Annotated in this window: 8 protein-coding genes; 5 read left to right on the top strand and 3 right to left on the bottom strand. The window is 57.7% G+C overall.

Annotation, left to right across the window (positions count from 1 at the left end):
• The 3 genes from IVA82_RS07350 to IVA82_RS07340 form a co-directional block, all read right to left on the bottom strand.
• Positions 1-341, bottom strand: a 341-nt coding sequence (locus tag IVA82_RS07350) for a polysaccharide deacetylase family protein (protein WP_247493228.1), incomplete at its 3' end; no start/stop codon positions are given.
• Positions 338-970, bottom strand: a complete 633-nt coding sequence (locus IVA82_RS07345; protein ID WP_247493227.1) for a NodA family N-acyltransferase — start codon at positions 968-970, stop codon at positions 338-340. The genes IVA82_RS07350 and IVA82_RS07345, both read right to left, overlap by 4 nt.
• Positions 967-1,383: a response regulator gene (locus IVA82_RS07340; RefSeq protein WP_247493226.1), complete on the bottom strand. Its 417-nt coding sequence runs from the start codon at positions 1,381-1,383 to the stop codon at positions 967-969. The genes IVA82_RS07345 and IVA82_RS07340 overlap by 4 nt, the downstream gene beginning before the upstream one ends.
• 442 nt (positions 1,384-1,825) lie before the next feature.
• Here IVA82_RS07340 and IVA82_RS07335 point away from each other — a divergent pair, with 442 nt between their 5' ends.
• From IVA82_RS07335 to IVA82_RS07315, 5 genes are all read left to right on the top strand, one after another.
• On the top strand, positions 1,826-2,770 hold the full coding sequence (locus IVA82_RS07335) for a LysR family transcriptional regulator (protein WP_247493225.1): 945 nt from the start codon (positions 1,826-1,828) through the stop codon (positions 2,768-2,770).
• Between the two features lie 2,381 nt (positions 2,771-5,151).
• Positions 5,152-5,871, top strand: a complete 720-nt coding sequence (locus tag IVA82_RS07330) for a MerR family transcriptional regulator (protein WP_247493224.1) — start codon at positions 5,152-5,154, stop codon at positions 5,869-5,871.
• A 1,372-nt stretch (positions 5,872-7,243) separates the two neighbouring features.
• A complete protein-coding gene (gene hisC, locus IVA82_RS07325; protein ID WP_247493229.1) occupies positions 7,244-8,320 on the top strand; it encodes a histidinol-phosphate transaminase in 1,077 nt (358 codons plus the stop codon).
• A gap of 215 nt (positions 8,321-8,535) precedes the next feature.
• Entirely contained in the window at positions 8,536-9,564 is a 1,029-nt protein-coding gene (locus IVA82_RS07320) for an LLM class flavin-dependent oxidoreductase (protein WP_247383719.1), read from the top strand.
• A 1,310-nt stretch (positions 9,565-10,874) separates the two neighbouring features.
• Entirely contained in the window at positions 10,875-11,177 is a 303-nt protein-coding gene (locus IVA82_RS07315) for a hypothetical protein (RefSeq protein WP_247383721.1), read from the top strand.
• Positions 11,178-12,288: the final 1,111 nt, after the last annotated feature.

The raw sequence follows: 12,288 nt of genomic DNA, 5'->3' as shown, positions 1-12,288 counted from the left end.
ACAGAGGCTCGGGGGCAGGCCATTCCGATGACCTTGTTCGTCGTGACGATCTCGTATTCCACCTCATCCGGCATGCATTTGGATAAATCCGGGTGCGTCATTGTGTGGTTTGCGATTTCGTGCCCTTCTGCGATGATGCGCTGGATCAGCTCCGGCTGACCCGCTGCATATGCACCGATCACGCAGAAGGTGGCGGGGGCCCGATGCTGCGCCAGCACATCCAGGATAGCCGGCGTGCAATGCGGGTTGGGCCCATCATCAAATGTCAGATAGACGCAGTGCTCTCCGCCGGGGTCGGCGTAGTCGCTCCGCGCTTTAGCTTCGTCGTCTGCGGACGTCACAGTTCTGGCCCGTTTCGTTCAATCATCTCACCGGCCGGCCATTCGCTCATTGGCCTCGCAATCGGCAGGACGAGGACGATCACGTCCTCCACGCGGGTCGGAGGCACAGCGAGATAGATATCCGGACGAGTGGACCGGACACGGAGCCCTGGCAAAACAGTCGCCAATCCCTGTCGCCCGAGCAGCCTGGTAATATGTTTCTGCAGGGCGGATCGGACCGTGCCAAAGCCGAACGGCACGCCAAGATCTCGCAATACCGGATACATCACGCGGATGGAGTGGCTGATGCCGAGCCCCTCGAGATCCGGGCGTACCCCGTACAATCCGAGTTCAGCCACAAGCAGATCGACCTCACCAACTTTTATGAAGCGGCGCAGTGCGCCGATGTGAATCGCGACGCCACGATCATCGTAGCCGATTGCCCGAATCTCAGGCCTTGCGCCGGCCCAGCTTCGATGACCTTCAAAGGGCTTTGCATTGAATGCCCCGGTCGGACCATAGGTCTTCCGGAAGAAGTCGGACAATTCAATATGGTCAGCAAGTTGAAGCTCATTCTCCCAGCACAGCCTCCAACGAACTGGAGGGCGCGCCGAAACACCTCGTGTGGATCCGGGCGCGATCATTTTCATAGAGAGTAATTCCTATTCATTATCTGACTCCTGACGCAGGCCAGCAGTTCGCTACGCTGGAAAGGCTTGCTCAAGAACTGGAGTCCAGCTTGCAGAACTCGCCTCATATCGTCTTCGGAGTTGTCTGTGAGCAGAATGGTGGGAATCGCGCCTCCGGATGCAGCCAGATGGTGGAAAAGCTCAAAGCCACTCATCACGCTCGACTGCATGTCCGCGATCAAGCACGACGTGATCAAACGGCGGCCCGATTTCAAGAACTCGTCTGCGCTCTCGAAGGGTTCGGGTACGTAACCCGCGGAAAACACCATATCTGTCAGAGCTTCACGCACTGACCGATCTGCATTCACAATGGATACGACGTCGAGCGTGTGCGCAACTCGCATCAGATTCGCCAAGGACGCCTTCGCTTGCATGTTCCGCACGATTTCTCCGCAGCAAGGACGCAATCGGATGCGACCAAAACACATTTGGCACCCGCAACCGAAGGGGTCCAACTGCAGCGAAATCTACGGCCAGGTTGAGCGTTCGCTCAATTCTACGGCGGTACACGGCCGGTATAGAATGGGTTGGCGAAGCCATACGATGGTTTGTTCGTCCTATACGCCCACGCACATTTGCGGATCCCCATCGTGCTAGCTCGCCGAGATATGACTTGCGCAACACGCGCGAAACTGCGACCGCACGGTCCAGATGTCTTGATCGATCCCTGGCGCTGGGCTGAGAGGCGCTACGATTTGTAACCATTCTGATAGATCTGACATCTCGCTAAACTATCCTTTGCTATCCTCATTCGGTACAAATGGTAAAATCGATTGTATCGATAGAACACATTCATACGGTGGATCACTCAAGATTATGCGTTTCAAGGGCCTCGATCTGAATCTCCTCGTCGCGTTCGACGCCCTGGTGACGCAAGGCAATCTCACTGCGGCGGCAAGAAGCATCAACCTCAGTCAACCTGCCATGAGTGCTGCCGTCGCGCGGCTTCGCACTTACTTTCGCGATGAGCTATTCACGATGAGGGGCCGGAAGCTTGTCCCAACGCCGCGGGCTCAAGCGCTCGCAGTCCCGATTCGCGAGGCTCTCGCTCACATTCAGCTCTCCATCATTTCTCCGGACGGCTTCACTCCGTCTCAATCGAATCGGCGATTCAGGATCATCCTGTCCGACTTCATGACTGTGGTGTTTCTTCGAAGAATCGTGGACCGCGTCGCGCGGGAAGCTCCGACAATCAATTTCGAGTTGCTGCCGCCCGTAGAGGAACCCGATGAACTTCTCCGGCGCGGTGAAGTCGATTTTCTCATGTATCCGGAGATGTTCATGTCGAGTGCGCATCCCAAGGCGGCACTGTTCGAGGACACTTTCGTTTGCGTGGGCTGCCCCATGAACAAGCAGCTGGCGCCGCGACTTACGTTCGAGAAGTACATGTCGATCGGGCACGTGGAAGCCCAGTTCGGGCGCTCCCTGAGGCCCTCCTTCCACGAATGGCTCTTGCTCGAGCATGGTTTCAAGATACGCACCGTGGTCGCTGTGCAGGGTTTTGGTATGATTCCGCCGATGATATTAGGCACCAACCGTATAGCGAGCATGCCCTCAAGACTGGTCAGCCATTTCGCAAACACGATGCCCCTGCGGGTCATCGAACCTCCGCTGCGACTTCTCACATTCACCGAGGCCGTCCAATGGCCGGCCATTCATAATACTGATCCTGCAAGCATTTGGATGCGCAACATGTTCTTGCAAGAGGCATCCATGATGGTCTCTCCGTCCGAGACCAACCAATGTCACGGCCCGTTCTAGGATTGTTCGGCCGTTTGCGACCTACTCTTCGTTAACCAGATCTACGCCAGGCTCGAAGCACCGGTCCTCGCTGGTGTTCGGATTGGCGCGCTTGAGCGTAGTTTGATCGGATCGGCGGCGCTATTGATTTCGCGCTGGCGTGACGATCTTGCGCGTCATACAGCTCGTTCGGCGGCGCTCCGCAATGACTTTCCGCTGATCCGACGGGCTGCATCGCACTGTTCTACATGAGCTGAGCTCAGAGCTCGCGAAATGATCCGGCCAGTCACGTGAACGAGATCCGGCCTCGGCACTAAAATCCCTTGAATCGTACACCGCGTCAGGTTGTAGACCAAAACCTGCGATCGAGGCTGCAAACGTGGACACTGGTAGCGCACCCGCACCGCTCTTCGCCTGCCGGTGGGCATTCTCCTTGCCGTCTACTGTCCCGGCGATCGCAGCAGTAATGCCGAAGCACGCCAGTAGCTAGACGCCTCTTGGCGGGCCGCCCCACAGGGTCGATGTCGGCTCGTTCGCGTCGAACCAACTTGTTCTGCCGAACGCCAACGCTGTCCACAGTCGCGTCCGGAAAGCGCAACGCGAGCTGGCGTAACTCGGGAGAGCGGAACCTGCAAGTGAGAGGTCTGCGCAAGGTTGGCATGGAGGTTGGGACACGTCATCTCAACGGCGCTTGTCTTACTCTTATACTCGATCCCGCATGACGGAGCGCAACCGCAAACTCGCTGGCCGCAGAATCAACCTGGATCCACCCGCCGTGAGCTCGCGGCATTGTCCCGCTGCGCGCGTGCTTGGGGAATGAATGTTTATGATGAGAGGACGGCAACTGTGCCAATGTCCGGCGCACGGAAGGGCTCGCCGCTCCCATTTCGCCAAGCCCTGCTCCACCTACAGCTTTTGATCGTTTCGGGCGACATGGTCAATCCAGCCACATCGGATCATGGGTGCAGGGTCATCCTTTCGGATCTCGCGACAGTCGTGTTATTTTCGAAAGTGTCGTGGCGCGTGGCGCGCGGGATGCCGCCGCCGTTAGCCCCGAGTTGCGGCCCCTCACCGCTGTCCCCGAAGAGCTACTTCGGTGCGGTAACATGATTTGCCTATCTTACCCAAAGCATCTATGTCCAGCGCTCGCACACCAAAGCGATACTGTTCGAGGATGAAAGTGAGTGAGCTTCTGGACGAGCAAGCCATTACCCGCGACAGCTGGACTGTGCTGCCCAACACTGATCCGGCTCACGTCTGGATATGCGAGTTATTGCTGTAGGAGCTATGGCACGTCGTTGTTTTCCCGGCGCGGCCGCGCGGCGCCCGGGGCCTGTTGACCCGTTTTGAGCGCCTCCAGGTCCAACGGATACGGAGCGATCCTTCGAGGCTCGGTCCTCAATCGCGAGTAACGTTTCGCCAGCCGCGCGAGGTGCGCTTGCGTTGAGATACATGCCGGGAATGGTTTTGCGGCCCGCCTTCTCTCATTCTACCGACGCTTTGCGTCGCGGACTTGCGCCGTTGAAGAGCAGCCATCATCTTGTGGCATTCCAAAACCCGATGTTGCCATGCGCGAACAACGCCTTCGCGCCCGCAAAGCCATCTCAACAGGACTAGCAGCGTGTCGAAAATGCTGTTAGGCGCCGAGCTGGCGGCCGCGCCACGATGTGGTGGTACGACTAATCTGCGATGATTGACCAATCAACGCCGGCTCGACGATAGACATCACAGCAAGGATTCGACCGAAAGAGGCCCATCTGATCAGATCAGTACTGTGTCTGGGCTGCCGTTCGTGAAGCTGTGTCTCAAGAGCAAGCGGGGCTGCATGTATCTGCTTTCGCTTCGCGTGGCGATCAGACAGCAGATGGCCCACTGCTGCGGCAGCATCCAGCAGAAATTGCACAGTTTCGGTTAGGGCAGTGTTGGACAAAAGGGAAGCAAACGCCGTGTTGCACAACGGCACCACACGAACGTCCTGTCACATTCTTTCGCGCACGTCGCCGCTCCGTCTCCTTTTTGCCCCACCACAGCCAAACGGCTTCGTCACGTGCGGCGCCGGTGCGACAATCAAAGGAGCTTACTCTTGGATAAGCCGAGCGGAGTCTACGATCCGGAGGATCTCGCGAGCTTGGGAAACCTTTTTGATCGAGCAATCGCGTCTTTACCGACATGCATGCGAACCAGCGAGAATCGCGTGGCGATCGCCAGACTTGTGATGCAACGCGCAGCGAGGGACGAATTGGCGTCGCTGGCGAACTTGATGCTTGCACTTGTCTCGGCCGCTTGATCAACAGCATGCGCTCAATCCTCCCGGGGGTTCGCAGCAAGAGACCATCATCTAGATCATTGAAATAACTTGATTCTCACGTGACGTCAGGTTGTAGGCTTGCAAATTGAGGACCATGACAAACGCCACACCACGACGGCGCCGATGGCGCATTGGAGAACTTGCAGAGGCGACCGGCGTAACGGTACGCACTCTGCATCACTACGAACATACCGGATTGTTGACGGTCTCGGAACGTACCGATGGCGGTCACCGCATGTACGATCGTGAAAGCCTACAACGCGTCTCTCAGATTCGCGCGCTACGTGAGCTCGGCTTCTCGCTTCCTGAGATCCGCAAAGCCATCGAGGGGCGGACATCTCTCACGGACCTATTGCGCAACCATCTGGAGCGAATTGAAGTTCAAGTCGCGCGGGCGACATTATTACGGGATCGATTGCGCAATATGACGACGCAAGGTGAGACAGAATTCAGTGTCGACGAGCTGCCGGCCACGTTAGATGCAATGTCGCGGATTGAGGAGCGTACCCCCTCGGCCATCTGCACGTGCGCCTCTAACGCTAGCCGCGAAGATCGGTGGCGGAAGATTCGGGACGAGCTACGAAGCTGCATGGATCGGGGCGAGCCTCCATGCAGTGAGCGGGCAAATGCGGTCGCGCGTCAGGCCCGTTCGCTGCTGACCGAAATCGCAGGAGTTGACTCAACTGTCTCGATGATACTTAAGGTGCTGACGCGATTGACCGAACCACACAATCTCGCCGGCTGGGATGCGAGTCTCATGCGATACCTGGATCTCGCCCTCGCCGCGCTGGAGGACCAGCTGGGAAAGAGTTGACGCACCGGTTGCCCGCGACTCGGGTTACTGGAATGTCTCTAAACCCAATGAAGTGATGCTGATCCTTGTCTGACTGAGGATCGTTGGCCCGTAGCAATTCGCCTGCGAATCTGCGTTGTCGGCACTCTTTGGGGTTCTTCGCTCTGTGGATTTTGGCAATCAACCTCGACGAGCACCCTTCGAAGTACTTGATTCGCACGTAGCGTCACATTGTACCTTCTAAAAGCATCGACGCAGCGGCGGGGCGACCGACAGAGCGCCGGCTAGGCCGACGGAGACTCCAATGATCGGCATCACTTTCGGAAATTCCCGGTGAGAGCGCTGGGCGAGAACAAGTCGGTGGATGATCGTCTTTGGCCATTGCCGGCGACTGCGCAAACGGCACGCTCTTTACCTTTATGCCGGACTCGACGACGAATGCTGCAGGGTCAGCCGCTGTCGCCAAGCTCAAGGGTTCGAGCCTATCTGCCGCAGGTTGCACGCTGTACGCTTATGCCGCAGCTCAAGCATGGGCAGGCTCCGTCAAACGGACGGGCGCCTTCGATGCCACGCGGGTCGCTGCGGCCCTACCTCGGGCTCAATCGAAACGGCCATTGCCACGGTTCGATTCGACTCCAAGGGAGACAATGCCGCTCCTGGGTTCATCGTTTACCGCTGGCGCGACAATACCGTCGAAGCGGTCGCGCAGACCTGACCGCCCGCACCAACACCGCATGGAGCGTTCGAATGATGAACCATCCTCGACATAGCGATTACGCGCTGCTCACGTGCGTCGCAGTCGCCGCAGTCGCAGCATTTCTCGCCCTCGCGGCAATGCTATCACAGCTGTCGTGCACGCCCGAACGGCCGCCCGAAGAGTACGTTCCCATTCGCCTGGTGCCACTCGAGTGAGCATCACTTCCACATTCGTAAGGCCGACGAACATCGGTGGCTTCTTCCAGCTAGTGAAACTGATGCGCACCTCGCTCTCGGGAGTGAGCTGCCAGGACCTCTTTAGAAGGAACGTAGCGGGTGGCAAGATGTCAGTCGTGCGCGGTCTGTCTGCGGATTACGCGAGCTCAAGCCAAGCGTTAGCAGCGCTGTTCGGCCGAGTGGACGTGGCGTTCCCTCCCCTTGTGAAACAGGTATTCGCTGGGATAACGCCGTGCGCCGCCTGATCCGTGCTGATCGCTGCCGGACTTTGAGAGACGGGCTCTGATCCGGTGCGGCGCTTAGATCTGAGCCCGCCTATGGCACCCCACCCCTCACATTCATGCACGCCTTGCGCTTCCCGGCTCCGAACACAGCGCGCATCACGTAGGCTCGATGAAGGCCGTCAACTGCTCTCGTCGACAAAAGGGAGAACATCAAATTGGATGCAAAACTGCAAACTATGCTTTCCTCGCTCTCGCCGGTGGCTCGCGAATTGGATGCTCTGCCGTCCGGGCGACCCACCCCGGACAATACTTGCGTGAAACTGAACACGAATGAGAACCCATTTCCTCTGCCAGCCATCGTGATGCGAAGCGCAATTGCAGCTCTTGAGGTGCAATACCGCTATCCAGAAGACGACAATATCAGCTTGAGACAAGCGGCCGCAGCGGCCTATGGGATTGCCACTGATCGCGTGATGGCTGGCAATGGATCGTCTGAACTCCTCAGTCTCATTTACAGAGCCTTTCTTGCCCCGGGCGACGGCATCGCAATGATGTCGCCCGGCTTCTCATTCAATCGCAAGCTTGCCATGCTGCAAGGGGCCCGGTTCATTGAAATTCCCTGGTCTGAACCCGACTGCTTGCCGATGGACGAGCTGCTTTTCGGTCGCGCTAAACATGCCAAGTTCATTCTGCTGGCCAATCCGAACAATCCGACCGGAAGCTTTGTTCCGCTCGCTGAGATCGAGCGCCTCGTTATACGATCTGACCGATTGATCGTATTGGACGAAGCTTATGTCGATTTCGCACCTGAGGACGGCCTACGCCTCGTTGAGCGCCATTCGAATCTTCTGGTCCTGCGCACGTTTTCCAAGAGTTATTCCGCCGCTGGCATTCGCGTCGGCTTCGGTTTCGGCCATCCCGAGCTGATTGGGCGGCTTCGCAACATCCAGAATGTTTTCAACATGAATGTGGTCGCTCATGCCGTGGGCATGAGCGTCCTTGCGCATCGCGACGCCTACGAGGAGAACCATCGCCACGTCAGGCTTGAGCGTCAGCGCGTAGCGGCCGCCCTCTCGGAATTTGGGTTCTCCGTAACGCCTTCCCACGCGAACTTCCTCCTCGCCCGTGTGCCGGTAGGCCAGGGTGGCAGATGGTGGCAGGCGGCGTTGCAAGACCAGAGCGTCCTTGTTGCCTTCTTTCCGGATGCCGGCCTGCAAGAGTGCATTCGGGTTAGCATCGGTACAAAGCGCCAGATGGATGCGTTTCTTGCGGCTGTCGGCAGCATTCTTAAGAAAGTGGGATGCCGTGGCTAGTGACCCCTTCCACTCAGGTCACAGATCCCCGTTCGTAATCGATCCGGACCCACACATGATGCAGCTCCGCGACGCAGCCGGAGTCAGTTTTTGTCCGGTCGGCGCATTACGAGCTGTTGAGAACGGCTTCGCAGCATATGCACCGCAGAGCCAGCGAGCGCCTCTTGCACCCCAAAACCCGGCGGACTCCGGTCCTCTCTATAGGAGATAACTGAGTGAGAAACGTTCTTCCCTCAAACCTGACCTGCGGCATCTTTGATCATCTTGACGAGGACGGCCCCGATATCGCCCGGCAATACGCGGACCGCCTCGCGCTGGCGGAGGCCTACGACCGGCTCGGTTTCTATGCCTATCATCTGGCGGAGCATCATTGCACCCCGCATGGACGCGGTCCATCGCCGAACTTGTTTCTGTCAAGCGTCATACAACGCACACGGCGACTTCGCGTTGGTCCATTGGTCATGCTGCTCAACCTCTACCACCCGTTGCGGGCATTCGAGGAGATCTGCATGTTGGATCACCTGAGCAGCGGCAGGGTCGAGGTCGGTCTTGGTCGCGGCTCCCTACCGATCGAACTGAGTTATTTTGGGGTTGGAGCCGATGTTGCCTCAAGCCGTTACGAGGAAGCTTCCCAAATCTTCGTTAACGCGATGAATGGCGGCCCGCTCTCGTACGAAGGGCAACATTTTGCGCTGAGCGACGTTCCTTTGACGCTTTCACCTCACCAGCGTCCTTGTCCCCCGACATGGATTGCTACAAACCGGCCAGAGTCCGCGCATTGGGCGGCGGCGAATGGCGCTAATCTGGCGTGCATGGGGCCCTCTTCTGCCGTTCGCAAGGTAACAGATCGCTATCGCGCTCATCAAAACGCCAAGCATGACGCCAACGGTTCAGCACCATTTCTCGCACTACTCCGCATGGTCGTAATTGCCAGCTCTGAAGCAGCCGCCCGCTCCCTCGCCGCGCCAGCCTACGAAACATGGCTCAAGAGCTTTAAGTTCCTGTACGAGCTCAATGACATCCCGCCTCCATCCAACCTGCCCCTAACCTTGGATGCCGCAATTGAGAGTGAACTGTGCGTTGTCGGAACGCGCGCTTCAGTGCGCCAAACTCTTCTCGATCATGTGGAAGAGGCAGGCGCCAACTATCTCCTTTGCCAGCTCGCCTTTGGATCTCTGTCACTGGATGCCTGCCTCAACACAGCAACTGCGATTCACTCCGAGCTCATAGCGGCAGAGCACTGACGGTGAGCCAACAGCGATTCCAATAAGTTCGTCCTTGACCAGGCAATAAATGGCAACACCGAGGCCTATGAGCACCGCAGCCGGATGCATTTGTCAGGCCGCTCTTATGGTTCAAATGGCTCTTACGCGCATGAAGCCTTTTCGACTACATTACCAAACAGTAGTCTCAACGGCAATAAATGCCCTGTCTCCCATTTTGCCTGCGTTGACATTGCCCCAGCAGTGGTTTGCTTGGACAGGTGAGTTGGCTCACGCTCATCCCGCTTTGGCGCTCCAGTTCGTCGATCGCATTCCACACGAATCCAAGATGTGGCTTATCGCACGGGCGGGCCTGTCGTGACGCAGTCCCGGCAGCGCTCCGACCAGACGGAGGAGATCGCGCGTAAGCTCGAGATCGTTCTGGCGGAGTTGGCTTCGCTGCGCATTCTGCTGGCTGCGCACGGAATTAGCACCCCTCCACCTCTGCATGAGGACTACCTCACTGTTCAGCGATTCGCAGCGATGAACCACATAAGCCCCGAAGGCGTGCTCTCTCGGATCCGCCGCGGCAAGTTGCGCGCGGAGAAGCGCGGTGGCCGCTGGTGGGTGAAATGCACGGTTTGCACAGCATAGCCGTGCAGTGGCGAGGACAGTAAGACAGACGAAATGACCAATCCGAGATAGGGAATCCAGCACATGGAAATGATCTGCGCGATTAAGTTGCTAGCTTTTCTGAGCTCGACCAGACGGCCGATGGAGAATCAAGAGATCGATCGAGGTCGATGTGGCGCACGATCAACACGCCATCGCCAGATCGGGAGGCTCGATGTCGATGCACCCACGCAATCACAAAACGGGTGGGCGCCCCGAGCAAACGGGTGGGCGCCCCGAGCACCGGGATATCGGATGACCACCTTTGCGTGACCGGGATCACTCACTCAATTCGGCTCTCGTCAACAGAGCGATCCGAGTGAGAAAGCGGAAGAGCACGGACGCGTGGCAGAAGTCCAACTCCGATGCCGCTGCATGTATTGTGGCAAATGGAAAGCGGCGCACACCCTCCATGTCAGTTTTGCACGTGAGCCACCGCACGCTACCGGGTTACGGCCTGGAGCACAGGAAAGATAAATGCCTTGCTCGCAAATCGCACACTTTGCGAGTTCCCCTGAGCATATCTTGAACGTCCGTCTCACGCCCGCTGGGGCGTAGCAGCGGACATGTATTCCAGTCATTCGCCTGTTCAGGGTCGCCTCGCGCGCCGGTGTCAAACGGGGACAGGTCTGATTTCGCTGGGATGGTCGCCAGATTCTGGCTGGAGAAGGAGATGGCCAATGATGTCACCAAGACTGATGTCAGTCCTCGGGTCGATGGTAGCAGTCGAGCGCATGTTTTGGAAACTTCGAGAATTGATCGATGGCGACAGCGCGATCTCACCTGAAGTTCGAAAGACGCTTCATGTAATGTTAGATGCAAAGCTTCTTTCCGCAAAAGATAAGATTTTGAGCGACGCGCGCGCTGCGATTGACGCAACTCCTGATTTGCCGCAGGCGGTCCGCGATCGAGCATACAGGTCGCTCGACTTTGCAATGAAAATGTTCATGACCAGAACCGCGCCGCCCTCAGGATCCTTTTAACGAAGTCGGTATCTGCAGCGCTCATCCCAAGATACATTGATGCATGCCCCGCTCCAGCGATCGCTTGCCCGGACACTTGGCTGTGCAGGGTTGATGTTAGCCGAGGGGGCTTCGATTGAGCTCCTGAGCAGCTATGAAGCTGATGGGAATGGAGCGACAGCACCTCGCTAGTTGATCAATCTAATCTGTCCTGGCGGCCCGCAGGCTTGGGTGGGGACCTGCCGAAATGCTGCAGGCTCTCTTTTTCTCGAGCATCCCGAACCAGGCTTCTCTGCCCGTCTTTAGCGGTCCGCTGCGTCGAGCCAATGTGCGAGTGCCCCTCAGCTCTGTAACTTGATCATCGAAAGGACCGGCCAGTTGTCGTCATTAGTCAGCGGCGTAGGCTCGACTCTGCTCGCGGGAAGCAGCGCTTGAGTTGATCCAGCTCAAGCGTCATGATTCGCGTTCCCGAGATGGCTTCGATGCCTGGCTAGGACCTTCACCGAATGGACGGTCGCATGCTGAGCCATTCTTCGACATGCGCCTGATCAATTGAATCAAGAGGATCGGCTCACCCACTCAATGTTGATGGATCCCTCTTGGCCCATCCGCAGCATGGATACCTCGCATCAAAACAATAGATTTTACCAATATTCTCCAAATCCACATAGCTAACTGCCGGCTATCAAGGATGATTGAGGAAAAGGCGCGTCATGACGTATTCGCTATTTTCAATGCAATTGGCGGATGACGCGCAAGCGCCAGCACGTGATCAGCTCTTGCGCCCAGATCGAGGCCCGTCTTGGTCGCGCTATCGGACTAGGGCGCAGTGCAACGTGTTCTATTGCATCAGCGAGCCACTGGCGCGCGGGAGCTGCTTAAATGCATCAATCTGGCCCGAACATCAGCCATGAGGCAGCATGGGCAGCTCGCCCTCAGATCTCTGGCCAGCCTTAGCGAGAACGGCGCAGGCCAAGCCAATAACGACAAGGGTGATCTAGCGTCGCTGGGTGCAGCGCGCTGGCAGGCTGATCCCGGATGGCCGCGCTTGACGCGCATCTGTCCGGTGGCGCGCGGTGAGCCCTTTGCGAGTCAACAAGGAACTGGAGTGTTTTCGATGCGGCTCGTGGCC

This window comes from Bradyrhizobium sp. 142 (assembly GCF_023074015.1).
GTDB lineage: Bacteria > Pseudomonadota > Alphaproteobacteria > Rhizobiales > Xanthobacteraceae > Bradyrhizobium.
The sequence above is the reverse complement of the archived record's forward strand: the minus strand, read 5'-3'. Positions and strand labels throughout refer to the sequence as shown.